The sequence below is a fragment of the Ralstonia mannitolilytica genome, from assembly GCF_000954135.1.
Classification (GTDB): domain Bacteria; phylum Pseudomonadota; class Gammaproteobacteria; order Burkholderiales; family Burkholderiaceae; genus Ralstonia; species Ralstonia mannitolilytica.
The window spans coordinates 812,670-836,287 of sequence record NZ_CP010800.1 but is presented as its reverse complement, the minus strand read 5'-3'; the positions used below and the strand labels follow the sequence as shown (position 1 = coordinate 836,287).

Genomic DNA, 23,618 nt, shown 5'->3' with positions numbered 1-23,618 from the left:
GCTCAGAAGACGCTGTTGATGACCACGACCGCATTCAGCGCCGTCACCAGCACCGTGGCCACGGTGGTCAGCACCACGACGCCGCGGCCGGCCACGTGCGGGCCCATCACATCGGGCCGACCCGTGAGCCAGACCAGCGCCGCCATCGGAAACGGCACCGCCATGCTCAGCACCACCTGGCTGAGCACCAGCGCCCGCGTCGCGTCCACCCCCGCCCCGATGACGATGAACGCCGGCACCATGGTGATCAGCCGCCGCAGCCAGACTGGAATGCGCACGTGCAGGAAGCCCTGCAGCACGATCTGCCCCGCCAGCGTGCCGACCACCGAACTGGACAGCCCCGAGGCGATCAACCCCACCACGAACACGACCGCCGCCGCCGCACCGAACAGCGGCATGAGCGTGACGTAGGCCGTTTCGATGCTGGCCACGTCGGCATGTGCGTCGTGAAACGCGCTGGCCGCTACCAGCACCATCGCCAGGTTGATGCAGCCGGCCACCGCCAGCGCCACCACCACCTCCACGTTGGAATAGCGCACCAGTTGCGCAGTCTCGCGCGCACTGCGCGGGCGCACGCGCGTATCGGTCAACCCCGAGTGCAGGAAGAGCGCATGCGGCATCACCGTCGCGCCCACGATGCCCGCCGCCAGCATCAGCGCATCCGGCGGCATGGCAGACGGCATCACGGCCTGGCGCAGCGCCGCCCCCCACGCAATGGGCAACATCCACACCTGGATGATGTAAGAGATACCGATCACGCCGACCAGCGCCCCGATCAGCAGCTCGATGCTGCGAAAGCCGCGCGCCTGCAATGTCAGCAGCAGATAGGTCGCGACGCCGGCCACCACCATCGCGTGCAGCAGCGGCATGCCGGTCAGCAATGCGATGCCCACGGCGGCGCCGACGAACTCCGCCAGGTCGGTCGCCATGGCGGCCAGCTCGCTGATGAGCCACATCGCCAGGGCGGCGGGCGCGGGCAAATGCGCGCGGCACAGCTGCGCCAGGTTCTGCCCCGTGACGATGCCCAGCCGCGCCGACAGCGCCTGGAACAGCATCGCCACCACGTTGGCTGCCACCACCACCCACAGCAGCTGGTAGCCATAGCCGGCGCCAGCCTGGATGCCGGTCGCGATATTGCCCGGGTCGGTATACGCCACCGACACCACGATGGCCGGCCCCATGAGGGGCGCCAGCACGCGCCAGCCTCGGCGCCGCCCTTCGAGCACGTCGTGCACCTGCGCGACCACGCAGGCAGAGGCAGAAGGCTTGTCGTGCACGAGGGGGAGACTGTTGTCCATGGGCGCAATGGGAGGGAGGGGCGTGGCGCTGCGGGTATCCGCAATCGGCGTTCCCGGGCCGACCGGCAGCGGCATACACAAAGGCCGCGCGCGATGGAACAGCCGTTGCGGACAGACCTTCGCCACTCCGGCATACGCACACCTGAACACGCTCTCAGGAGAATCCCATGTTCATGCACAACAAGCGATTGCAGTACACCGTGCGGGTCAGCGAAACCGACCCGGGCCTCGCCAACCTGCTACTTGAGCAGTTTGGCGGCCCTCAAGGTGAGTTGGCCGCGGCCATGCGTTACTTCACGCAGGCGGTGGCCGAAGAGGATCCGGGCCGCAAAGACATGCTCTACGACATCGCCACCGAAGAGCTGAGCCATCTGGAAGTGATCGGCACCATAGTGGCCATGCTCAATCGCGGGGCCAAGGGTGAGCTGGCCGAAGCCGTGGACGAACAGGCCGAGCTGTACCGCAAGCTCAACGGCGCTGGCAACGACAGCCATGTCACGCAGGTGCTCTATGGCGGCGGTCCGGCGCTGACCAACTCCGGCGGCGTGCCCTGGACGGCCGCGTACATCGACTCCATCGGCGAGCCCACCGCAGACTTGCGCTCGAACATCGCCGCGGAGGCACGCGCAAAGATCATCTACGAGCGCCTGATGAACGTGACCGACGACCCCGGCGTGCGCGAGGCGCTCGGCTTCCTGATGACACGCGAGATTGCGCACCAGAAGTCGTTTGAGAAGGCGCTGTATTCCATCTCGGGCAACTTCCCTCCGGGCAAGCTGCCGCCGGTGCCGGAGTTCAGCGATGCGTACTTCAAGATGTCGCGCGGGGCACCGGTGGTGCAAGCGCCATGGAACAGCGGCACGGGCCTGGAGCTTGTCGAAGAGCCGCCCATCCCGGCCGACCCAGGCGGCGACGGCAGTGCCTCGGTCCAGTTGAGCGACGTTGAACTCGCCACGCTGCAGGCGATGAAGGAGCGCCAGGCCTCCGACACCGCCACCGACCCGCGCACCGGCGCCGAACTGGGCGAGATGGGCGCGCAGGACGAAGAAGGTACCGCGTAATCCGCAACCCGCAACTCGAGCCGGCCCTTCCGTTCCGGCGTGGTGCGGAGGGGCCTTTCAGGAGAGCACGCATGGAAACCCAGGAACTGCTGACCATCGTCGTGACCACACTCGCAGCCATTGCAGCCTATTCGCTGGTGCGCGACCCGGCCGCCATACCCGGCGCCGTCGCCTCGCAAGCGGCCGTGCCGCGTTCGCGGCCGGCCCCCATGCTGGTGGACCTGGGATGGTGATGCACATGGCTTCCCCCGCCTCCGACAACAATGCAGCGCCGCGCATGTCCGACCTTCCCGATGCGCGCGTGGAATACGCCGGCTATACGATCCTCGTGTACGCGATCCAGAACGAACAGGGCGTGTGGCTGCCGCTGGTGACGGTGCTCCAGGGCGCAGAGCGCATCGAGATGCCGCAGCTCACGCAGGCGTGGCGCGGCTGGCTGACCCGCGGTGAAGCCGTGCGCGACGGCCTCGAGCAGGCGCATCTGCTGCTGAGCGGCGACCGGCATCAGCCGTGAACCCCCTCGGCGCCGCGCCGCTCGCGGGCCGGGCCTCGAATCGGCCGGACCCGCTCCATTGCGACACCGCCGGCTGGGAATGCAGCCGCTTGCCCGCGCGGCTGCCCCCGGCGCGCTAGATCAGGGCGCCATAGGCGAGCGCCACCACGCATAGCAGCGCCACGAAGATCCAGCGGATGTCGGCCATCGGAGCGACCCGCGCTCAGCGCTTGGCCTCGAGCCCAGGCGTCTGTGCGCGGGTCAGGAAGGCCTGGGTCACTTCAGGCAGATGCTGCGACAGCCATTCGGCCATGGCGCGCTCCTGCGGCAGGATCGCGTCGCAGACGCGCACGGTCTCGGTGTCGCCGCAGTGCTGGGCCGCCGCGCGCAGCGTCGTATACGCCGCGATCTCCATGTGTTCGAACACATAGCCTGCCATCGAACCCTTGACGACTTCGTCCGAGACGAACATGCCGCTCAGGCCCTGCCCGAATGCGGTGATGCGCGCGGCCATGTCCTTGATGGCCGACGTGCTGCCGCCGAGCCGGTCGATGCACGACTTCACCATGCGCTGCTGCTCCCGCGTCTCTTCGATGTGCTGATCGATGCGTGCCTTGAGCTGCGGGTAATGCTCGAGCCGCGACGATTGGGAGCGCAGCATGTGTTCGGCCTGTTCTTCCATGGCGTGCGCGTCGCGCAACCAGTCGAGCAGATGGTCTTTGGCGGAGGTGGTCATAGGAACTCCTGTGTCGAGTGGAGCCAACGACAACGCAATGCACGGGCCTGGCCGCTCTGCAAGAGGCGGCGTGCGTCCGGCGAGCGGCACACGCATTGCTGCATCGTGCATGCAGGACTTGTTGCCTGCACCAACGACGGAGCAAATGATGTCCAACCAGAAGCGTAGCGAAGACAAGAGCAGTCAGACGTCCCGAAACGAAAACCGCCGCGACGAGGAACGCCGCGAGGGCGGCTCGGCGGAAAACCGGCGCGAGGAAGACCGCGAGCGCGAAAGCCGGCGCGATGAAGAACAGCGCCGCGAGCGCCGCGACGAAGAGCAGCGTCGCCAGGAGTAAGCCCGCAACATCCTCCGGCCCGGGCCTCGCCGATGCGTTGCGGGGCCCTTTTTTTTGCCCCGCCCAGTGAGACCTGCCATGACGCGCCCCTTCTCCGTTGACGACATCCTCCACCATGTGCGCATCACCGGCCTGGCTGCGTGCCCGGCACAGCGCGCGGTCTATTGCGTGGAATCGATCGACGCCCATGCCGACGCATACCGATCGTCTCTCTGGATCGCCGGCAACGAAGACGAACCGCCGTGGCAGCTCACCAGCGGCACCGCGCTCGACAGCGCCCCGCAATGGGCGCCCGATGCGCGCACCATCGCCTTTCTTTCCGACCGCGACGGCGGACCGCCGCAGATTTACACGATCCGCCCGCACGGCGGCGAGGCGCGCCGGCTCACGAACCTGCCCAATGGCGTGCAGACCTTCGCCTGGGCGCCCGATGGAAGGTCGCTGCTGGCCATCGCGCTCGCGCACGTCGACCCGCCGGACACGACGCACGGCAAGCGTTGTGCAGAAGGTGTGCAGGTCATCACGGAAGTGCCGTACAAGCTGGACGGTGTCGGCTTCACGCTCGATGAACGTACGCACCTGTTTACCGTCGATGCCGGCAGCGGCGCGCACCGGCAGCTCACACAGGGGCGCTACGAAGTCCGGCACGCAACGTGGAGTGCCGATGGCGAATCGCTGTACTACACACGCACGCGCGAAGGCAGGATGGCGCACCGCACCGACATCTGGACCCTGCGCCGCGACGGCACGGATGCGCGCCAGCTCACGCACGAAGTGGCCATCGTGCAAGACCCGGTGCCCTCGCCGGATGGCAAGCGCATCGCCTTTGCGGGCAGCGAGTGCGGCGGAGATTCCCAGACGCGGCTGTGGTGCCTCGACCTCGGCACGGGCAGCGTCAGCGGGCTCGGCAGCGCGGACATCGAAGTGGTTTCCGGCAAATCGCTGCACTGGTCTGCCGCGTCCGATGCCGTGGAGACCATCGCCGCCCGCAACGGCCTGCAGGAGGTGGCGCGCATCGACGCGGCGTCCGGACGCACCGAGACGGTGTTGTCCGGCCTCAGGCACATCTCGGCCATGAGTCGCGCGGGCGACACGCTGTACTTCGTGGCCGAGTCGATCGGCGAGCCCGGGCAGCTGCACGTCTGGGACGCCGGCAGCGGTGAAGAGCGCCAACTCACGGCACTCAACGCATGGTGGTACGAGCGCTGCCTGCCCGAGGTGCGCTACGAACCCTTTGTGGTGAAGAGCGATGCGGGCGGTGAGGAGACGGTCTGGGCCTGGGTCATCCGCAGTGCGCAGCCGCACACACCGGGGCCGTTGCTGATCGACTTTCATGGCGGGCCGGCGAGCTACGTGCTGCTGTCGTTCGCATCACACCCGTACTGGAACATCCTGTGGTCGCACGGGTGGACGATCGTGGCCGTCAACGCCGTGGGTTCGAGCAGCTTCGGCCGCGCATTCAGCGACAGGCTGCGCGGCCGGTGGGGTGAGCTGGACCTGCCGCAGCACCTCGCGGTGGCTGATACGCTGCACGCGAGTGGCGTGCACAACGGCATGCTCGCGGCTGCCGGCAAATCGTATGGCGGCTATCTCGCCGCATGGGGGGCGTGCACGACGGACCGGTTCCGCGCTGCGATCGTCTCCGCGCCGGTGGCCGACCTGCGCAGCCATTTCGGCACATCCGATTCGGGCCCGTATGCCGACCCCTACGCGCTGGACGGCAGCCCATGGGACGCGCCGCAGACGTACAACCGCCTGTCGCCGGTTGCGTGTGCAGCGAATACCGTGACGCCGATGCTGCTTCTGCAAGGCATGGACGACGAGCGCTGCCCGCGCGGGCAAGCCGAGCAGCTCTTCACCGCGCTCGCCGCCACCGACGCAGCCCCGGCGGAACTGGTGCTCTACCCTGGCGGCGGGCACCACTTCTTCGAGGACGGCCGCCCGTCGTACCGCATCGACGCGGCAGCACGCACGGTGGACTGGCTCACCCAGTGGCTCGCGCTGGAGCCGCCCCACCGCTGATGCGCGGCCGGATGCGTGCTATGTCTTCCACCCTTCGGCCGACATCCGCCCGAGGAGGATGCCGGCGCTCAACGCCATCCCAAGCGATATGAAACCCTCCGGCAGCCCAGAGGCGGTCCATCCCGTCGGCGCGCCGTCTGTGGGAATGAACCGGAATTCGCTGTGCCATCTGCCGTCTTCGCCCCGATCTGCGCGCACTTCCACGCGCCCCTTGTTCGCGCTCACTGTGGTCTGCATGCTCTTCTCCGTTGCCATCGCCGGTCTCCGCCTCGCATTCGGATGGCCCTTCCGTGAATGACCATACGAACGGCCGAAACGGGTGTCCAGCGTCTTATGCGCGACTCTGCGCAATAGTGATACGGGCGTTGGCTCTTACCGATGTGACGCCGGACGCAGGAGAGGAATTTGCTACGTGCGGCGTCCGTGCTCAAAGAGCGGCTCGCCGGCCTGCGTGAGCTCCAGGCCGCGCGTGCAACGGCGCTGCCACTGCGCGCCGGTTTCGCGCGCCAATGCCTTCAGGCGGCTGCTCAGGTTCGAGCGCGTCATGGCGGGCTTTTGCGCGGCGGAGGTAAAACTGCGCGCCTCCACGATCTCGACCAACAGGTGGATGAGCTTGAGCTCCATGGCGGGGTAGGAGCAGCAGCTCGGCGTTGTTCAATGGCATTCACCAGTGTGCGCAATCCCAAGCAGATTGTTCAGCGCCGTCCAATCCGGCATGCTGCGTAGATTCGAACCACAGCCAGACCGAGGCACCGAGACCTCGCGCCCGTCACCACGGAGACACGCATGACCGCCCACCTGATCTTCGACGATCGCCCCACCGACGCCGATACGCTGCTCGCGCGCGGCGCCGCCCTTGCCGGCGGTCTGCGCCGCTTGGGCGTGCAGGAGGGCGACGTGATCGGCGTGCTGCTGCGCAATGCACCGGCCTACATCGACGTGATGCACGCCTGCCGCATCGCGGGATGCTACTTCTGCCCGATCAACTGGCACTTCACGCCGGCCGAGGTGGAATTCCTCGTGCGCGATTCGGGCGCCAAGGTATTGATCGGCCATCGCGATCTCGTCGACGCGGCGGAACCGCTGCTGCCGGCCCATGTGCAGCTGCTGCGCGTGGACGCCGAAGGCACCGACCGTGCCGACGGCTATGCCAACTGGCTTGCGCTGCAGACGCCGTACGACGGGCCGCTGGTATCGCCGCGCGGGCACATGGCCTATACCTCGGGCACTACCGGGCGGCCCAAGGGCGTGGTGCGTCAGGCCGTGCCGCTCGACCAGCTCGACGCGCATCTGCAGAAGGCCCGTGCCGTGGTGGCGGCCACGTTCGGTATCGTGCCGGGCTGCCGTGCGCTGGTGCCGGCGCCGCTCTATCACAGCGCACCCAGCCTCTTCGCTCAGCAAGCCGCGCAGATGGCGGAGCTGCTGGTGGTGAACGCGCGTTTCGATGCGCGCCGCGTGCTCGAGCAGATCGAGCGCTACCGCATCGACACCGTCTACCTCGTGCCGATCATGTATGTGCGCCTGCTCAAGTTGACGGACGAAGAACGCAGCCGCTACGACCTGTCTTCGCTGCGCTTCGTGGCGTCCACCGGTGCACCGTGCGCGCCGGAGATCAAACGCAAGATGATCGACTGGCTCGGCCCCGTCATCTATGAAACCTACGCCTCGAGCGAGACCGGCATGATCACGGTGATGGACCCGCGCGACGCCGCCACCCGCCCCGGCAGCGCGGGCCGCCCGGTGTGCGACGCCGAGGTGCGCATCCTGCGCGAAGACGGCACGCCATGCGCGACGGGCGAGATCGGCCTGATCTACAGCCGCCAGCCCGCCTACCCCGATTTCACCTACCGCGGCAACGACGAGGCGCGCCGCAAGATCGAGCGCGACGGCCTCGTCACGCTCGGCGACATGGGCTATCTCGATGCCGACGGCTACCTGTATGTGTGCGACCGCGCATCGGACATGGTCATCTCGGGCGGCGTGAACATCTACCCGGCCGAGATCGAACATGCGCTGCTGCGCCACCCCGATGTGGTCGACTGCGCCGTCTTTGGCGTGCCGTGCGATGAATACGGCGAGCGCCTCGTCGCGGTGGTGCAGACTGAACGCAAAGACCCGCAGGCCGAACCCGTGATCGAATGGCTGCGCGGGCAGATTGCAGGCTTCAAGATCCCGCGCCAGATTGAATTCACCACAGCACTGCCGCGCGACGACAACGGCAAGATCGCCAAGCGCCGGCTGCGCGATGCGTGGTGGGGCGACCGGCAGCGACGCGTTTAAGGCTGCACGCACCGCCGCCGGCATCGGTCACGCGACCAGCGCCTCCTGCGCTGTGCCCGACTTGGCGAACAGCGTGCGCTCGGTGAACTTGATGTTCTGCGAATCGTAGTACGGGTCGGCCCATGCGCCGGTCGGCTTCAGCACCAGCGGCTTGTCGGCCGTGGCCTTCGATTCCCCCGCGCGGAAGCGGTAGTGGTCGAACAGGCGGATGGCCTCGATCGCATAGGCCGTGACGATGGCCGGGTCATAGATGGCGATCAGGCTGTCGCCGTTCTGCTCTTCGCCGCCCTTTGACAGGTTGGACGAGCCGCAGAACACGACCGGCTCATCGCCATTGAAATCGCACACGACAAACTTGTGGTGGATGTGCTGGCCGGTGCCGGCATCCACTTCCTGCTTGAACGGCGCAGGCGCTTCGTCCTTCAAATACGCGAACGACACGGTTTGCGACGGCACATCGCGGCCGGGCGCAAAGGCATCGACACCACCCGGCTTGTCGATCACGCCCAGCGAGAGCAGCCCAGCCTTGTGCGGCACCACCTGTTCGAGCGTGGTCAGCATCTCGCCGCCGCCATCGGTGGCCATCACCGCAAACAGCACGGACGACAGCGCGCCCTTCACGCGGTCGGCCGCCTCCGTCAGCAACGCATCGGTCTGATGCGGCGAGAAGCCGAAGCGCGCACGCGGCGTGCTGCCTTGCGGCACCGCCTGCCAGCTGGCGGCCAGCGCGTCGGCGCGGAAGGCTGCGGCCACCTTGCGGCTGCCGGCGGCGTCTTCACCGTATTGACCGATCCATCCCCACAGACGCTCGAACACCTGCGCATACAGCTGCGCGGCGTCTTGCTCGAACACGAGCACGCTGTTGGCCTGCACATACAACCCGCGCAGCGAGAAGTTGGCAGAACCGGCCAGCACGCGCACCGGCTTGCCGGCCGCATCACGCAGCAAGATGGCCTTGTGGTGCTGGAACCGCGCCAGGTGCGTGCGACGGACATCGGCGCCGGCTTGCCGGAAGTATTCGGCAGCCTGCGTCTCAAACGCGTTGTCGGTGCCGTGGCCCGTCGGGCTGGCGCCGGTGCCGACGTAGTTGTCCTGAATCACGCGGACCTTGCGACCGTTCTGCGCAAGCCACGCAAGCGCACGGATGATGTCGGGCTCGTCCAGGTCATAGGCCAGCACGTCGATGCCGTAACCCTCGGACGCATGGCACTGGTTCAGCAGATCGATGATGAGACGGCGGCCGGTGGCGCCCAGGTAGGCGTACTTGTTCTGATACGGCTGCGTGTCGTACAGCAGCGGCGATTTTGTCTGCGCGCGCTTGTCCGGCGCCAGCGCGGTGTTGCCGCCGTAGTGATCGATGAACGCCTGCGACGACACATACCCACGCACCATGCCCACGGTGGCCCAATCGCTCATCGGCTGCTGCAGCGTGACGGTGACGGTGCGCGTGGCGCGCGTCTCCAATTGCACCGGGTTCGTCGACGCAAAGTAGCGCGCGTGCACGGTGTAACTCAGCTGCGCAGCGGCATGCGGCGGAAAGTGGACCCAGTGGAATGACTGAAACGGCGCGTCGATGGAATCGGCATAGTGGCCGGCCTTCAGCGGCGCATCTGCATGGATGGGCGTGTCGAAGGTGAGCCGGTTGGGCACCCAGTAAGGCGCTCCGCCCTGCGGCGTGCACTGGATGGCAAAACCGGCCAGATCGGCGCGATCGGCATCGGCCACATCAAACGCGAACAGCACGGCGCTGTCGCCCTGATACACCTTCACCTGAAATGAATCGACGGATGTCGCCATGGGAGCCTCCTGGGGTGGCAGAGCATCCGTCCAGTTAGCACCGCGATTGTGACAACCATCTGACGCCGGGCACCGAAACCCAACTGCCATGCGGGTTGGCAGGCCGTGACTTCAACGCGGTTTCAATCCGATCTGCGGATTCGCCCAGCAGGTGCGAGACGGCGGGGCAAAAAACGCGCAAAAAAAAAACGCAGCGGAAGCCGCTGCGTACGATGAGAACGTGAGGGGTGACCTCTCCTCGCCCGTGTAAGTTACACGTAAGCGATGACAGAAATTTGTCACGAAACCGACTTATTGTCCTGGGCGGTCTGCAGGAAATAACGCATCCGCTGCTTTTGCGGCATGCCGGTCACATGCCGGTTCAACCAAGCCCCGCCAACGGGTGCACCTCCGCCCGCCAGGGCGACGTCAGAAAATGCCGCACCCGCTCGGGCCGCACCTGCGGCAGCGTGGCCGGCGCCCAGCCGGGCCGGTGATCCTTATCCACCAGATGCGCGCGCACGCCTTCGCAGAAATCGCCTTCCTGGATTCCGCGCGCAACGATGCCCAGTTCCATTTGGAAGCATTCCGCCAGTGACAACTGCCGGCCCCGCAGCAGCGCTTCGCGCGTGACATGCAGCATCGTCGGCGAATGCGTGGTCATGGCGTCAAGCGTCGCCTGCAGCCACTGGCGCGGCTCGCGTGCCGGTTCGCGTTCGAGGCTCTCTCGCAGCGTGGCCACAATGCGATCCACCGAAGACCGCCGGTCGAAATAGCGCAACACCCACGGCATCGCCTGTGCAAGCGGCGCGTGCGGAACGATGTTGCACGGCGGCTCGAATACGCGGCGCAGCGCCTGCATGAGGTCGCCATCGTGCGGCATGCGCTGCAGGCGGTCTTCGAACGAGGCGAGCCATTCGGCAGGCACGCACACATCGGCCAGGTGGCAATGCAGCGCATCGGCGCCGGTCAGCGTCACGCCGGTCAGGCCGACATACAGCTCAAGCTCGGGCGACATCACGCTCAAAAAGCGCGTGGCGCCCACGTCGGGCAGAAAACCGATCCGCGTTTCCGGCATCGCCATCTTCGTGCGCTCGGTCACGACGCGCAGCCGTGCGGCCTGCCCGAGGCCCATGCCGCCGCCCATGGTGATGCCATCCATCAGCGCAACGATGGGCTTCGGGAACTGGTGCAGCGCGTAGTCGAGCCGGTATTCGTCGACGAAGAATTGCAGCCAGCCGTCGTCGCCGTCCATGCGGCCCTGTTGCGCAAGCTGATAGAGCGCGCGCACATCGCCGCCGGCGCAGAAGCCCTTCTGGCCCGCGCCGCGCAGCACCAGCGCGGCGATGCCGTCGTCATGGCGGCATTGCTCCAGCAGCGTGGCCAACTGGCGCACCATGCCGTGCGACAGCGCATTCAGCGCAGACGGCCGGTTCAAGGTGATGACGGCCACGCGGTTCACCACGCGCATCAACACCTCGGGCTCGGCAGCGGCGGCCTGGGGCGTCGCCGCCTGCAGTTGGACGGCACTCATTGCAGCGTCTCCGATTCGTGTGAGGAATGCCAGCGCGGCGCGCGCTTCTCCAGAAAGGCATTCACGCCCTCGCGCTGGTCCGGGTGGTCGAACAGATCGACAAAGCGCTCGCGCTCCACGGCCAGCGCCGCGCTGCGCGGCACGCCATTGCGCGCCTGATGGATGAGCTGCTTGCTGAAGGTGACGGCCTGCGGGCTCAACGTCGTCACCCGCATCGCCATGGCGATGGCGGCTTCGCGTGCAGCGCCCGTTTCCACCACCTCTTCCACCAGGCCAATGCGCAGGGCGGTCTGCGCATCGACGCGCTCGCCGGTCAGGATCATGCGCTTGGCCCAGCCTTCACCCACGAGCCAGGGCAGCGTCTGCGTGCCGCAACCGCAGCACAGCAGGCCGACGGCCGTCTCCGGCACGGCCAGCTTGGCATGGGCCTCGGCGATGCGGATGTCGCATGCCAGCGCGCACTCCAGGCCACCGCCCATCGCAAAGCCGTTGATGGCAGCGATCACCACCGGGCGCGCATTCTGCAGCGCTTCGAACGCGGCACCGAAACGTGCAGCGGCCTCGCGCGCGACATCGCGATCGCCATCGGCAAAGGTGTTGAGGTCGGCGCCCGCGCTGAAGAACTTCGGCCCATCGCCGGTGACGACGATGGCGCGTACGCGTGCATCGGCGCTCAATCGCTCGACGGTGCCTTGCAGCTGCAGCAGACCTTCCGGGGTGAACGCGTTGGCCGGCGGACGCTTGAGCGTCAGCACTGCGACGGTGCCCTCATGCAGCGTTTCCAGTTCGATCATCACGCCGCTCCGTCTTTCCGATACAGCTTGATGACGGCGGAGAAATCCAGCTTGCCATCGCCCTTGCTGCTCACGGTTTGATAGAGCTGCTGCGCCAACGCGCCCAGGTAGACAGGCTGACGGACGGACTTTGCTGCGTCGCCCGCCAGGCCCAGATCCTTGAGCATCAGGTCGGTACCGAATCCGCCCGTGTAGCCGCGCGACGACGGCGCGGTCTCGATCACGCCGGGGAACGGGTTGTAAGTATCCGAACTCCAGCACCGGCCCGTCGACGTGTTGATGATGCCGCCCAGCACCTTCGGGTCGATGCCCAGCGCCTCGCCCAGCGACATGGCTTCGGCCACGCCGGCCATGGTGATGCCGAGCACGAGGTTGTTGCAGATCTTCGCGCCCTGGCCCGCGCCGGTGTCGCCGCAATGCACGAGGTTCTTGCCCATGGCGGACAGCACCGGACGCACCTGCTCGAACGCCTGTGCGGTGCCACCGACCATGAACGTCAGCGTGCCGGCTGCCGCGCCGCCCGTGCCGCCCGAGACCGGCGCATCGACAAAGGTGTTGCCGTGCTCGGCCGCCAGCGCGGCAAACGCCTTCACGCTGGCCGGGTCGATGGTGCTCGAATCGATGATGGGCACGCCCTTGGCGATACCCGCCAGCACGCCGTCTTCCGCCGTCAGCACGTGGCGTACATGCGCGGCGGCGGGCAGCATGGTGATCACGGTTTCCGCGCCCGTCGCGGCGTCCTTGGGAGATACAGCGGCCATGGCACCGGCTTCCACCAGCGCGCCCACGGCCTGCGTATTCAGATCAAAGACGGTCAGCGCGTGGCCCGCCTTGAGCAGGTTGCGCGCCATCGGGGCACCCATGTTGCCCAGGCCGATGAATGCGATTTTCATGTCAACGCTCCCGGTGCGGTCAGCGCAGGCTGATGGTGGTATTCACGCCGCCGGCATCGACCGCGTCGTCAAACCAGCGCGCCGTGACCGTCTTCGTTTGCGTGTAGAACTGCACGACCTGCTTGCCGTACGGGCCCAGGTCACCCAGCTTGGAGCCGCGCGAGCCGGTAAAGCTGAAGTACGGCACTGGCACCGGAATGGGAATGTTGATACCGACCTGCCCCACGTCGATCTCGCTCTGGAACTTGCGCGCCGCCGCACCGCTCTGCGTGAACAGGCCCACGCCGTTGCCGAACGGGTTGGCATTGACCAGCGCAATCGCATCGTCCAGCGTAGGCGCGGTCAGCACCAGCAGCACGGGCCCGAAGATTTCGTTGGTGTAAATGTCCATATCGGTCTTCACGTCGGTAAAGACCGTGGGGCCGATGAAGTTGCCGTCTTCGTAACCCGCGACGCGCACATTGCGGCCGTCGAGCGCCAGCGTGGCGCCCTGCTGCACGCCCGATTCGATCAGCCCGAGAATGCGTTGCTTGGCGGCGCGTGACACGACGGGGCCGACATCGGTACCCGGCTCGACACCGGCATTCACCTTGAGCGTTTTTGCCTTGGCGATCAGATCCGGCACCCACTGCTGCGCAGCGCCCACCAGCACGACGACGGAGGTCGCCATGCAGCGTTGCCCCGCTGCGCCGAAGGCCGCACCCACCAGCGCATTGATGGCCTGCTCGCGATTTGCGTCCGGCAGCACCACGGCGTGGTTCTTCGCGCCCATCATCGATTGCACACGCTTGCCGTGCTCGCTGCCGAGGCGATACACATGCGTGCCGACCGCGGTGGACCCGACAAACGAAATCGCCTTCACATGTTCGTGCGTGCACAGCGCATCCACCACATCCTTGCCGCCGTGCACGACGTTCAGCACGCCCGGCGGCACCCCGGCTTCCAGCGCCAGCTCAACGAGCTGCATGGTCGACAGCGGATCCTGCTCCGACGGCTTGAGCACGAACGTGTTGCCGCACACGATGGCCATCGGAAACATCCACAGCGGAATCATGGCCGGGAAGTTGAACGGCGTGATGCCCGCGCACACGCCAATCGGCTGGCGCAGCGTGTAGGTGTCGACCGCGCCCGCCACGTTCTCCAGGAATTCGCCCTGCTGCAGCGAGCCCACGGAGCACGCGTGCTCCACCACCTCCAGCCCGCGGAAGATGTCGCCTTCTGCATCGGGCAGCGTCTTGCCCTGCTCGGCCGTCAGCGTGCGGGCAATGCGCGGCGAGTGCTCGCGAATCAGCGCCTGGAACTTCAGCATGATGCGCATGCGCGCGCCGACCGGCGTGTTCTTCCACGTGGCAAACGCAGCGTGTGCGGAGCGGATGGCCGCGTCCACTTCGCCGGCCGTGGCAAAGGGCACGCGCGCCAGCACTTCCTGCGTGGCGGGGTTCACGATGTCGCGCCACTCCTTCGACTGCGATTCAACAAATTCGCCGCCGATCAGCAGCTTGACGGTGGGCGGGGTGTCCTGCTGTGCAGCAGGCTTGGCGGAAGCGAGGGAAGCAACGGCGCTCATGGGAGTCTCCTGGCGATTCGGTATCGGTTGCGGTTGCGGTGGCGGTAATGGGTTCAATGCGGGACGGGCACATCAGGCGAAGTCTTCTTCCCAGTACTCGCCGGGCAGGCGAGCCGGTTGCGGCGTACGTTCAAGCTCCAGCCGACGCAGTTCCACGCGGCGGATCTTTCCGGAGATGGTCTTGGGCAGCTCGCTGAACTGCAGCCGGCGGATGCGCTTGTAGGGCGCCAGCTTTTCGCGCGAGAACAGGAACACCGCGCGCGCCAGCTCGGGGCCAGCCTCATAGCCCTGACGCACCGTCACGAACGCCTTGGGCACGGACAGCCGCAGCGGATCGGAACTCGGCACCACGGCGGCCTCGGCAATGGCCTCGTGCTCGATCAGCACGCTTTCCAGCTCGAAGGGGCTCAGCCGATAGTCGGACGACTTGAACACGTCGTCGGTGCGACCCACGTAGACGAAGTAGCCGTCGTCGCGCCGCATCGCAACGTCGGACGTGTGGTAATAGCCGTTGCGCATGGCCTCGGCCGTGGCTTTGGCGTTGTTGGCGTAGCCCTGCATCAGGCCGAGCGGGCGGTGCGAGAGCGGCAGCACGATTTCGCCTTCGCTGGCGGGCTGATCGTCGTGGTCGACCAGTTCCACGCGGTAGCCGGGCAGCGGGCGCCCGACCGAGCCCGGCACGACCGGCTGGCCCGGCGTGTTGCCGATCTGGCAGGTGGTCTCGGTCTGGCCGAAGCCGTCGCGAATGGTCACGCCCCAGGCGCTGCGCACACGCTCGATGATCTCGGGGTTCAGCGGCTCGCCCGCACCGACGATCTCGCGCAGCTTGACGGCGTAGGACGCCAGCGGCTCCTGCACCAGCATGCGCCACACGGTGGGCGGCGCGCACAGCGTGGTCACGTTGAAGCGCACCAGCACGTCCAGCGTGTCCTTCGGCACGAAGCGGGCGTAGTTGTAAACGAACACGCAGGCCTGCGCATTCCACGGGGCAAAGAAACAGCTCCACGCGTGTTTCGCCCACCCGGGTGAGCTGATGTTCCAGTGGATGTCGCCGGGTTGCAGGCCGATCCAGTACATCGTCGACAGGTGGCCGACCGGATAGCTCTGGTGCGTGTGCTCGACCAGCTTCGGCTTGGACGTGGTGCCCGAGGTGAAGTACAGCAGCAACGGATCGGTCGCCTTGGTCGGCCCCTCGGGCACGAACTGGGCGGGCGCCTCGTACGCTGCTGCCAGGTCGATCCAGCCTTCGCGCTGCGCGCCCACGGCGATGCGCTTGACGCTTGCATCCACACTGTCGAACTTGTGCAGCTCCGCCGCGTCGACAACCACGCAGTGCGCGCCGCCCAGTTCAACGCGGTCGCGCACGTCATCCGGCGAAAGCTGCGTCGTGGCCGGCAGCACCACCGCACCGAGCTTCATCGCCGCAAGCATCACGTCCCACAGTTCGACACGGTTCGGCAGCATCAGCAGCAGACGGTCACCCCGCACGATGCCAAGCCCACGCAGGAAGTTCGCCATGCGCGACGAGCGCTCCGACATCTGCGCAAACGACAGCTTCAACCCTTCGCCATGCGCGTCATCGACGATCCACAGCGCCGGGTTGTCGTTGCCGCGCGCCATCACATCGAAGTAGTCGAGCGCCCAGTTGAACGTGTCCAGCGTCGGCCACGCAAACTCGCGATACGCCCGGTCGTAGTCGGTGCGATGGCGCAGCAGAAAATCGCGCGCTTCCACAAAACCCTGTGCTGCAGATACCGGTTCGTTCATCGTCGTCTCCTGGTCGGCGCGTTTGCGCTCTTTCGTATGCGGTCGATGTGCGCGGGGCGTGCTACACGTGCCGCGCGATCACCATCCGCTGGACTTCGCTGGTGCCTTCGTAGATCTGGGTGATGCGTGCATCGCGATAGTGGCGCTCGACGGCGTAGTCGGCCAGGTAGCCATAGCCGCCATGGATCTGGATGGCGTTGGAGCAGATCTCCTCCGCCAGTTCCGATGCGTAGAGCTTGGCCTGGGAGGCTTCCGACAGGCACGGTTTGTCTGCGCTGCGCAGGCGCGCCGCGTGGTGGACGAGCAGGCGCGCCGCATTCAGGCGCGTGGCCATGTCGGCCAGCATGTTGGCGATGGTCTGGTGCTCGCGCAGCGCCTTGCCGAACTGGATGCGCTCATTCGCGTAGTTGCGCGCCGCATCGAACGCGGCGCGCGCAATGCCCACGGCCTGCGCGGCAATGCCGATGCGCCCGCCTTCCAGGTTCGACAATGCGATCTTCAAGCCCTCGCCACGTTCACCCAGCAGGTTCTCTTCGGGCACGGCGCAGTCTTCCAGCGTGATCGGGCAGGTGTCAGACGCGCGAATGCCGAGCTTGTGTTCGGGCCGCCCAACGTGAAAGCCCGGCGTGTCCGTCGGCACGATGAAGGCGGAGATGCCGCGCTTGCCCGCCTCAGGGTCCGTCACGGCAAAGACGATGGCGATGTTGGCGCGTGCGCCGTTGGTGACGAACTGCTTGTTGCCGTTGAGCACCCACTTGCCGTCGCGCAGCACCGCACGCGTGCGCAGGTTGTTGGCCTCGGAGCCGGCATGCGGCTCGGTCAGGCAGAACGCGCCAATCGCGCGGCCGGTGGCCAGATCCGGCAGGTAACGCGCCTTCTGTGCCTCGGTGCCGAACTTGAGGATCGGCCCGCAGCCCACCGAGTTGTGCACGCTCATCATGGTCGCGCTGGCAGCGCAACCGGCGGCCACCTCCTCCAGCGCGAGCGCATAGGCCACGTAGTCCGTGTACGAACCGCCCCACTCCGCGGGCACGATCATGCCTAGCAGGCCCAACTCACCCATCTCGCGCACCACCTCGTCGGGCAAGGCGCCGTCACGGTCCCACTGCGCGGCGTTGGGCGCCAGGCGCTCGGTGGCAAAATCGCGCGCGGCGTCCTGGATCATCCGCTGCTCTTCGGTATAGAGGTCGTCCATCGCTTGGCTCTTGCTTGTTTGCTGACCGGTGCCGCGTGACGCTGCCTGTGCAGGCGCCTTACACTGTGCAGCCCGCGGCGCTCGGGTTCGATGGGGAAAAAGTGTAGGCACGCGGCTGGGCGGCTTCGATGCCCGTCACGATCAACTTGCGTGAGCGGATTTGCCATACCGATGAAAAACAACGAAAAAGGAACCGTCTCTGTCAGCCTCGTCAACGAGGCCGTGACGCGCGCCCGCGCGCATGGCGTGGACATGCAGCCCATCATGGCCGCCGCGGGCATCACGCCGCAGATGCTGGCGCAGCCGCGCAGCCGCGTGTCATCGGCGCAGTACGGTGCGCTGTGGGCCGGCATTGCGCAGGCCATGGACGACGAGTTCTTCGGGCAGGATGCGCACCCCATGCGCTGGGGCAGCTTCGTGGCGATGACGCAGGCGGCGCTGACCGCCCGCACGGGCCGGCAGGCGCTCGCCCGGGCCACGGGTTTTCTGCGCCTGGTGCTGGACGATCTGCATGTGCGCGTTGAAGAAGACGATCAGCGTGTGCGTCTCGTCTTTGTGCACCGCAAGGGCACGCGGGTGCCGCCCATGTTCACCTACGCCACGTGGCTCATCATGGTCTACGGGCTGGTGTGCTGGCTCGTGGGGCGGCGCATTCCGTTCATTGCCGCGCGCTTCCGTTGTGCGGCGCCGCAGGATGCGCAGGAATATCGCCTGATGTTCTGCGACGACATGGTGTTCAGGCACGATGCGTCGTACGTCGACCTGTCGCCCGATTTTCTGGACCTGCCGGTCATTCAGACGGCCGCGTCGAGCAAGACGTTCCTGCGCGACGCGCCGGGCAACTTCATCGTCAAGTACCGCAACCCCGATTCCTTCGCCGCGCGCGTGCGCAAGACGCTGCGCAATCTGCCCGTGGCGAGCTGGCCCGCGTCAGACGCAATGGCGCTCAAACTGAACGTGGCCGAGGCCACCATGCGGCGGCGCCTGAAGCTCGAGGGCCACACGTATCAATCCATCAAGGACGACCTGCGGCGTGACATCGCCATTGGCCTGCTGCAGGACACGCGGCGCACGATTGCGGACATTGCCGCCGCGGTCGGTTTTGCGGAACCGAGCGCCTTTCACCGGGCGTTCCGCAAATGGACGGGCATGCGACCGACCGACTATCGGCCGGCCCGCGCGGGCTGAGGCTGCGCGGCGACGGCGTCCCCGGCCGTGCCGCTCACTTCCCGCAGCGTCTCCAGAAACGCCTTGAGCACCGGCGAGTGATCGTCCACACGATAGTGGACGTACAGCGGCACAGCAGGCAGCGCCGGCTCCAGCGGGCGGAAGACCACGCCGGGCGGCGCCAGGTTCGCCGTGGAGCCTGGCAGCAGCGCCACACCAAAGCCCGCGCTCACCAGCGCCAACAGCGTCTGCACTTCGGTCACCTGTTGGCGCACGAGCGGCGCAAAGCCGGCCTGGATGCACAGATGCAGCAGGTGATCGGCAAAGCGCGATCGCTTGGATTCGAACGCAACGAACGGCTCGCCGGCAAAGTCGCCGAGGGCCAGGCTTGTGTGGCCGGCCAGGCGGTGCGTGGCGGGTAACGCCATCACGATCGGCTCGTGCTGCAGCAGTTCGCTGCGCACGGCGGGGTCTTCCTGCCCCAGCCGGAAGATGCATGCATCGATGCGGCGCTCCTTGAGCGCGGCCACCTGCGCGGCGGGCGTCATCTCCTGCAGGCGCCATTCGACGCCGGGGTAGCGCTCGCGAAACTGGCGTAGCGCTTCGGGCAGCAATCCCACCATCACCGAGCTGATCATGCCGATTTCCAGCTCGCCCACCTGGCCGCGGCCCGCCTGCCGGGTGAGGTCCAGCGCGCGGTTGAGCTGGGCGAACACCAACGGCGCCTGCTCCTTGAGCGTGCGTCCGGCGGCCGTCAGTTCCACGCGATGATGACTGCGCACAAACAGCGGCGTGCCGATCTCGTCTTCCAGCAGCCGGATCTGCTGGCTCAGCGGCGGCTGCGACATGAACAGGCGCGCCGCCGCCCGGCCGAAGTGCAGCTCGTCGGCCAGCACCGAGAAGTAACGCAGCAGGCGGATGTCCACGGTATGCCCTACGCCTTCAGACCGAAGTTGAACGGCGTTTCGCGCTGGCGCTTGCCGGTCAACCGGAAGATGGCATTGGCGATGGCGGGCGCCACCGGCGGGTTGGCCAGCTCGCCCACACCACCGGGCTTGTCGCGGTTGCCATCGACGATGACGATGTCGATGGCGGGCATGTCCGACATGCGCATCAGGGGGTAGTCGTGGAAGTTGCTCTGCTGCACCGCGCCGCCCTGGATGTCGATGCGATCGAACAGCGCATGGCCGAGGCCCCACATCAGCCCGCCGTACAGCTGCTCCTCCACGCCCGTGCGCGAGACCGCAAGGCCAACGTCGGCCACGCAGGTGAGCTTTTCGACGACGACGCGGCCGTCCTTGCGCGCCACCTGCGCCACCACGGCGATATAGCTGTCGTACGCCTGATGCGTGGCGACGCCCAGTGCGCGTCCGCGAGCAGCCCGTCCCCACCCGGCACGCTGTGCGGCGGCGCGCAGCACGTCGACATGCCGGGGCCGGTCGGCCATGTGAGCGATACGGAAATCAACCGGATCGCGCCTGGCCGCCACAGCGAGCTCATCGATGAAGCTCTCGGTGGCGAAGACGTTGGGGATGAAGCTGACGGCGCGGTACCAGCCCGTCGGGATGCCCGTTTCGTGCCGCACCCAGCCGATGTCCATGTGGTTGGCGCGGTATGGAAAATCCCACTTCGAGAGGGCCTCGGTGGTGCTGTAGTCCATGCGATCGGGGCGGTCGAAGTAGCCCGGCTCCCACTGTTCCGGCGATGCGGGCGACACCGCGCGGATGCGCAGCGCATCGAGCCGGCCCTGCGCATCAAGCGCGCCTTCGAGGCGGTGATACGTGGCGGGGTGGCCGTACAGCGCGCGCATCTCGTCTTCGCGGCTATTCATCAGCTTGACGGGCACGCCCGTCTTCTTGGCAAGATAGCTGACTTCGAACAACCAGTATTTGCTCTCGCGCGCGCCAAAGCTGCCACCCGACACCATCTCGTGCAGCACCACCTTGTCGCGCGGCACGCCGCAGATCACCTCGGCAGCTTCCATCGCGGTGGATGGCACCTGGATGCCACCCCAGTATTGAATGGCACCGTCCTTAAACCACGCGGTGATGTTGACGGGTTCCAGCGGATTCTGCTGCTTGTACGGCATGCGATACGCCGCATCGATGCGCTTGGCGCCGTGGGCCATCGCCACGTCCGTGTTGCCGGTCTGCACGGTGTGCACCACGCGCGCCTTGCCGCTGGCAAGCCATGCGGCCTGGTGCTGCGCGACCTGGCCGCTGTCGAAATCGGCGAAGGCGCTGTCGTCCCACTCGACCTTGAGCGCCGCGCGGCCCTTGTTGGCGGCCCAGTAGTCGTCGGCCAGCACGGCCACGCCTTCCTGGTTACCGCCAAGCACATCGGCGCGCATCGGGATGGTCATGACCTGGCGCACGCCGCGCACCTTCAACGCCTCGGCGCTGTCGATGCGGCGCACACGTGCACCGGGCATGGGCGCACGCTGCACGACCGCCACCAGCATGCCGGGCAACGACACATCGATGCCGTACTGGAACCGGCCCGTCGCCTTGGCCAGCGCATCGCGCTTATGCCGAAGCTTGCCGATGTACTTGAAGTCCGCTGGATCCTTCAACGTCACGTTGGCAGGCGCAGGCAGACGGCCCGCCGCATCGGCCAGTTCGCCGTAGGTGGCCTTGCGGCCGTCGGCATTGCAGATGACGGTGCCGTCGGCGGTGCTGCAAGCGGCCACGGGCACGCCCCAACGTTGCGCCGCCGCGCTGATGAGCATCGCGCGCGCCGTGGCGCCGGCTTGCCGCAGGCGCGCATATTCGAGCGACACGCTGGTGCTGCCGCCGGTGGAATACACCTTCCAGACCGGATGGATGTAGTCCTGGAAGAACGGATCTTCCGGCGTGACGACGGCAATGCGCATCGGGTCCACATCCAGCTCTTCGGCCACGCAGGCGGCCAGCGCAGTTTGCGTGCCGGTGCCCGAATCGTGCTTGTGGACGACGATCTTGACGGTGTTGTCGGCCAGCACGCGCACCCAGGCATTGGGTTCGAATTCCCCCGCGGCGCCATCCTTGCCGGCGGCCAGTGCATCGGGCAAGCGAAAGCCGACCGCCAGCCCCGCCGTCAGCAGCGCGCTCTGCTGCAGGAAGCGGCGGCGCGACGGCGCATGCAAGTCACGCGGCGCGTTCATGCCTTGCCTCGCTCGTCGGCGGCGCGCTTGATGGCCTGGCGGATGCGCCCGTAGGTGCCGCAGCGGCAGATGTTGCCGGCCATGGCATTCGTGATGGCCTCGTCGTTGACAGGCGTGCCTGCCGCCAACAACGCAGCGGCCGACATGATCTGCCCCGATTGGCAGTAGCCGCATTGCGGCACGTCTTCGGCCACCCAGGCGCGTTGCAGCGGGTGCGTGCCGTCTTTCGACAGGCCTTCGATGGTGGTCACGCTGTGCCCGGCCGCGGCCGATGCCGGCGTGATGCACGCGCGGATCGGTGCGCCATCCAGATGGACGGTGCAGGCCCCGCAAAAGCCGCCGCCGCAGCCAAACTTGGTGCCCGTCAGCCTCAGCCGATCGCGCAGCACCCAGAGCAGGGGCATGTCGGCATCGGCGTCATCCAGCGCATGGGGCGCGCCATTGACCATAATCTCGGTCATCATTGTCTCCTCCAGAATCGGGCCGTCTTGTGCGGCCGCGCCTGGCTGCAATATGAAGCCGCGCACCGGCACCCCGCCAGCGACGATTTCTGCCAGCCCGTGTAAGTCGAACTAACAGCTCACCGACCGCCGCCATGTACAAGCGTTATCCGTCGATCCAGTCGATGCATGCCTTCCTGCAGGCGGCGCGCACCGGCAGCTTTACCAAGGCCGCGCAGCAGCTGGACCTGACGCACAGCGCGATCAGCCAGCAGATCCGCTCGCTGGAGGAGTTCATCGGCCAGCCGCTGTTTGTGCGCGAGGCGGGCGGCATCGTGCTGACCGATGCGGGCCAGCTCTTTGCCAGCATGCTCACCGACGGCTTCGGGCAGGTGGACCGGGCGCTGTCTTCGGTGCGCAACCGGCACGTGCCGCAAACGCTCATCGTCGATGTCGACAGCGAACTGGCGCAGGGCTGGCTCAATGCGAGGCTGCCGCAATTGCTCGCGGCCCTGCCCGGCTACCAGGTGATGTTCCTGTCGACCCCGCGCGGCGAGCGGCCCTCGTTCGAGCGCGTGGATGTCTCGCTGCGCTACGGCTATGGCGAATGGGATGACTGCGAGATGGCGCTCGTCTGTGGCGACCACGTCACCGCTGTGGCGGCGCCCGCGCTGCTGGAGCGGCATGGCGTGCAGGCGCCGCTGGCGCCGTCGGCCGCGATGACGCTGCCGCTGCTGGGCTACACGCGGCGCTCGTGGATTCCATGGCTGGACGCCGCCGCGCTGGAGCCGCTGGAGCCCGCCGTGGTGGCCGCGTTCGACAACGCCGCCAACATGGTCGCGGCCGCCGAAGCCGGCGTCGGCGTGGCGCTGGTGCGTGGGCTGCTGGCGGCCGATGCACTGCAACACGGGCGCCTCGTGCGGCTGACCGATGTCGCCATCCCGGCGCACTACAACCTGTATGCCGTCTGGCAGCGCGGCCAGGGTGAGCGCGCACAGGCGGTGGTGAACGCAGTGCAGCAACTCGCGCGCGACACGCTCGGCGCCTGAGCGCCCGCCGCCTGCCGACCGACTTGCCGACCGACTTGCCGACCGACTTGCCGATATCGGCAGCGTA

At 67.1% G+C, this 23,618-nt stretch carries 21 protein-coding genes; 8 read left to right on the top strand and 13 right to left on the bottom strand.

What is annotated here, in order from left to right; genetic code table 11:
• Positions 1-2: 2 nt before the first annotated feature.
• Complete coding sequence (locus tag TK49_RS20370; protein ID WP_045219534.1) at positions 3-1,298, bottom strand: Nramp family divalent metal transporter; 1,296 nt, start codon at positions 1,296-1,298, stop codon at positions 3-5.
• 167 nt (positions 1,299-1,465) lie between these two features.
• On the opposite strand from TK49_RS20370, the gene TK49_RS20365 reads away from it, so the two are divergent.
• From TK49_RS20365 to TK49_RS20360, 3 genes are all read left to right on the top strand, one after another.
• Positions 1,466-2,359, top strand: a complete 894-nt coding sequence (locus tag TK49_RS20365; protein ID WP_045219532.1) for a manganese catalase family protein — start codon at positions 1,466-1,468, stop codon at positions 2,357-2,359.
• A gap of 71 nt (positions 2,360-2,430) precedes the next feature.
• Complete coding sequence (locus tag TK49_RS24640; protein ID WP_157774026.1) at positions 2,431-2,592, top strand: hypothetical protein; 162 nt, start codon at positions 2,431-2,433, stop codon at positions 2,590-2,592.
• A gap of 5 nt (positions 2,593-2,597) precedes the next feature.
• Entirely contained in the window at positions 2,598-2,873 is a 276-nt protein-coding gene (locus tag TK49_RS20360; protein WP_157774025.1) for a DUF6566 family protein, read from the top strand.
• Positions 2,874-3,075: 202 nt separating this feature from the next.
• Here the strand turns inward: TK49_RS20360 and TK49_RS20355 are convergent, their stop codons facing one another.
• On the bottom strand, positions 3,076-3,588 hold the full coding sequence (locus TK49_RS20355) for a ferritin-like domain-containing protein (protein ID WP_045219528.1): 513 nt from the start codon (positions 3,586-3,588) through the stop codon (positions 3,076-3,078).
• A gap of 148 nt (positions 3,589-3,736) precedes the next feature.
• Here TK49_RS20355 and TK49_RS20350 point away from each other — a divergent pair, with 148 nt between their 5' ends.
• Both TK49_RS20350 and TK49_RS20345 read left to right on the top strand, forming a co-directional pair.
• Positions 3,737-3,925: a hypothetical protein gene (locus tag TK49_RS20350; protein ID WP_045219526.1), complete on the top strand. Its 189-nt coding sequence runs from the start codon at positions 3,737-3,739 to the stop codon at positions 3,923-3,925.
• Between the two features lie 78 nt (positions 3,926-4,003).
• Positions 4,004-5,947 carry a S9 family peptidase gene (locus TK49_RS20345; RefSeq protein WP_045219525.1) on the top strand — a complete coding sequence of 648 codons (1,944 nt, stop codon included), beginning with the start codon at positions 4,004-4,006 and terminating at the stop codon, positions 5,945-5,947.
• A gap of 408 nt (positions 5,948-6,355) precedes the next feature.
• Here TK49_RS20345 and TK49_RS20335 read toward each other — a convergent pair whose 3' ends face one another.
• Positions 6,356-6,571, bottom strand: a complete 216-nt coding sequence (locus TK49_RS20335; RefSeq protein ID WP_045219522.1) for a helix-turn-helix domain-containing protein — start codon at positions 6,569-6,571, stop codon at positions 6,356-6,358.
• Between the two features lie 162 nt (positions 6,572-6,733).
• On the opposite strand from TK49_RS20335, the gene TK49_RS20330 reads away from it, so the two are divergent.
• Positions 6,734-8,227, top strand: coding sequence for an acyl-CoA synthetase (locus tag TK49_RS20330; RefSeq protein WP_045219521.1), 1,494 nt, complete (start codon positions 6,734-6,736; stop codon positions 8,225-8,227).
• A 27-nt stretch (positions 8,228-8,254) separates the two neighbouring features.
• On the opposite strand, the gene TK49_RS20325 is transcribed toward TK49_RS20330, so the two are convergent.
• The 7 genes from TK49_RS20325 to TK49_RS20295 all read right to left on the bottom strand — a co-directional run bounded on the left by TK49_RS20325 (position 8,255) and on the right by TK49_RS20295 (position 17,753).
• Positions 8,255-10,024, bottom strand: a complete 1,770-nt coding sequence (locus TK49_RS20325; RefSeq protein ID WP_045219519.1) for a phospholipase D-like domain-containing protein — start codon at positions 10,022-10,024, stop codon at positions 8,255-8,257.
• A gap of 361 nt (positions 10,025-10,385) precedes the next feature.
• Positions 10,386-11,537 (bottom strand): enoyl-CoA hydratase/isomerase family protein, encoded by a 1,152-nt coding sequence (locus TK49_RS20320; RefSeq protein ID WP_045219517.1) that lies wholly within the window; start codon positions 11,535-11,537, stop codon positions 10,386-10,388.
• Positions 11,534-12,331, bottom strand: a complete 798-nt coding sequence (locus TK49_RS20315; RefSeq protein ID WP_045219514.1) for an enoyl-CoA hydratase — start codon at positions 12,329-12,331, stop codon at positions 11,534-11,536. Before TK49_RS20315 ends, TK49_RS20320 begins: the two co-directional genes overlap by 4 nt.
• On the bottom strand, positions 12,331-13,224 hold the full coding sequence (mmsB, locus tag TK49_RS20310) for a 3-hydroxyisobutyrate dehydrogenase (RefSeq protein WP_045219511.1): 894 nt from the start codon (positions 13,222-13,224) through the stop codon (positions 12,331-12,333). The genes TK49_RS20315 and mmsB overlap by 1 nt, the downstream gene beginning before the upstream one ends.
• A 19-nt stretch (positions 13,225-13,243) precedes the next feature.
• Positions 13,244-14,791: a CoA-acylating methylmalonate-semialdehyde dehydrogenase gene (locus tag TK49_RS20305; RefSeq protein ID WP_027679403.1), complete on the bottom strand. Its 1,548-nt coding sequence runs from the start codon at positions 14,789-14,791 to the stop codon at positions 13,244-13,246.
• Positions 14,792-14,863: 72 nt separating this feature from the next.
• A complete protein-coding gene (locus TK49_RS20300; protein WP_045219509.1) occupies positions 14,864-16,558 on the bottom strand; it encodes an AMP-binding protein in 1,695 nt (564 codons plus the stop codon).
• Positions 16,559-16,619: 61 nt separating this feature from the next.
• On the bottom strand, positions 16,620-17,753 hold the full coding sequence (locus TK49_RS20295) for an acyl-CoA dehydrogenase (RefSeq protein WP_045219507.1): 1,134 nt from the start codon (positions 17,751-17,753) through the stop codon (positions 16,620-16,622).
• Positions 17,754-17,924: 171 nt separating this feature from the next.
• Here TK49_RS20295 and TK49_RS20290 point away from each other — a divergent pair, with 171 nt between their 5' ends.
• Positions 17,925-18,941 carry an AraC family transcriptional regulator gene (locus TK49_RS20290; RefSeq protein ID WP_181817438.1) on the top strand — a complete coding sequence of 339 codons (1,017 nt, stop codon included), beginning with the start codon at positions 17,925-17,927 and terminating at the stop codon, positions 18,939-18,941.
• On the opposite strand, the gene TK49_RS20285 is transcribed toward TK49_RS20290, so the two are convergent.
• The 3 genes from TK49_RS20285 to TK49_RS20275 are packed head-to-tail and all read right to left on the bottom strand — an operon-like array spanning position 18,917 to position 22,523.
• Positions 18,917-19,846 (bottom strand): LysR family transcriptional regulator, encoded by a 930-nt coding sequence (locus TK49_RS20285; protein WP_045219505.1) that lies wholly within the window; start codon positions 19,844-19,846, stop codon positions 18,917-18,919. The two genes, TK49_RS20290 and TK49_RS20285, sit on opposite strands and share 25 nt — an antisense overlap.
• Positions 19,847-19,854: 8 nt before the next feature.
• Positions 19,855-22,062 carry a xanthine dehydrogenase family protein molybdopterin-binding subunit gene (locus tag TK49_RS20280; RefSeq protein ID WP_045219503.1) on the bottom strand — a complete coding sequence of 736 codons (2,208 nt, stop codon included), beginning with the start codon at positions 22,060-22,062 and terminating at the stop codon, positions 19,855-19,857.
• Positions 22,059-22,523: a (2Fe-2S)-binding protein gene (locus TK49_RS20275; protein WP_045219501.1), complete on the bottom strand. Its 465-nt coding sequence runs from the start codon at positions 22,521-22,523 to the stop codon at positions 22,059-22,061. The genes TK49_RS20280 and TK49_RS20275 overlap by 4 nt, the downstream gene beginning before the upstream one ends.
• Before the next feature lie 134 nt (positions 22,524-22,657).
• Here TK49_RS20275 and TK49_RS20270 point away from each other — a divergent pair, with 134 nt between their 5' ends.
• Positions 22,658-23,551, top strand: coding sequence for a LysR family transcriptional regulator (locus TK49_RS20270; RefSeq protein WP_045219499.1), 894 nt, complete (start codon positions 22,658-22,660; stop codon positions 23,549-23,551).
• The last annotated feature ends 67 nt before the right edge of the window (positions 23,552-23,618 follow it).

Coding starts and splice junctions, on each gene's coding strand:
- TK49_RS20370 (WP_045219534.1), bottom strand. CDS start 1,298: ATGGACAACAGTCTCCCCCTCGTGCACGACAAGCCTTCTGCCTCTGCC.
- TK49_RS20365 (WP_045219532.1), top strand. CDS start 1,466: ATGTTCATGCACAACAAGCGATTGCAGTACACCGTGCGGGTCAGCGAA.
- TK49_RS24640 (WP_157774026.1), top strand. CDS start 2,431: ATGGAAACCCAGGAACTGCTGACCATCGTCGTGACCACACTCGCAGCC.
- TK49_RS20360 (WP_157774025.1), top strand. CDS start 2,598: ATGGCTTCCCCCGCCTCCGACAACAATGCAGCGCCGCGCATGTCCGAC.
- TK49_RS20355 (WP_045219528.1), bottom strand. CDS start 3,588: ATGACCACCTCCGCCAAAGACCATCTGCTCGACTGGTTGCGCGACGCG.
- TK49_RS20350 (WP_045219526.1), top strand. CDS start 3,737: ATGTCCAACCAGAAGCGTAGCGAAGACAAGAGCAGTCAGACGTCCCGA.
- TK49_RS20345 (WP_045219525.1), top strand. CDS start 4,004: ATGACGCGCCCCTTCTCCGTTGACGACATCCTCCACCATGTGCGCATC.
- TK49_RS20335 (WP_045219522.1), bottom strand. CDS start 6,571: ATGGAGCTCAAGCTCATCCACCTGTTGGTCGAGATCGTGGAGGCGCGC.
- TK49_RS20330 (WP_045219521.1), top strand. CDS start 6,734: ATGACCGCCCACCTGATCTTCGACGATCGCCCCACCGACGCCGATACG.
- TK49_RS20325 (WP_045219519.1), bottom strand. CDS start 10,024: ATGGCGACATCCGTCGATTCATTTCAGGTGAAGGTGTATCAGGGCGAC.
- TK49_RS20320 (WP_045219517.1), bottom strand. CDS start 11,537: ATGAGTGCCGTCCAACTGCAGGCGGCGACGCCCCAGGCCGCCGCTGCC.
- TK49_RS20315 (WP_045219514.1), bottom strand. CDS start 12,331: ATGATCGAACTGGAAACGCTGCATGAGGGCACCGTCGCAGTGCTGACG.
- mmsB (WP_045219511.1), bottom strand. CDS start 13,224: ATGAAAATCGCATTCATCGGCCTGGGCAACATGGGTGCCCCGATGGCG.
- TK49_RS20305 (WP_027679403.1), bottom strand. CDS start 14,791: ATGAGCGCCGTTGCTTCCCTCGCTTCCGCCAAGCCTGCTGCACAGCAG.
- TK49_RS20300 (WP_045219509.1), bottom strand. CDS start 16,558: ATGAACGAACCGGTATCTGCAGCACAGGGTTTTGTGGAAGCGCGCGAT.
- TK49_RS20295 (WP_045219507.1), bottom strand. CDS start 17,753: ATGGACGACCTCTATACCGAAGAGCAGCGGATGATCCAGGACGCCGCG.
- TK49_RS20290 (WP_181817438.1), top strand. CDS start 17,925: ATGAAAAACAACGAAAAAGGAACCGTCTCTGTCAGCCTCGTCAACGAG.
- TK49_RS20280 (WP_045219503.1), bottom strand. CDS start 22,062: ATGAACGCGCCGCGTGACTTGCATGCGCCGTCGCGCCGCCGCTTCCTG.
- TK49_RS20275 (WP_045219501.1), bottom strand. CDS start 22,523: ATGACCGAGATTATGGTCAATGGCGCGCCCCATGCGCTGGATGACGCC.
- TK49_RS20270 (WP_045219499.1), top strand. CDS start 22,658: ATGTACAAGCGTTATCCGTCGATCCAGTCGATGCATGCCTTCCTGCAG.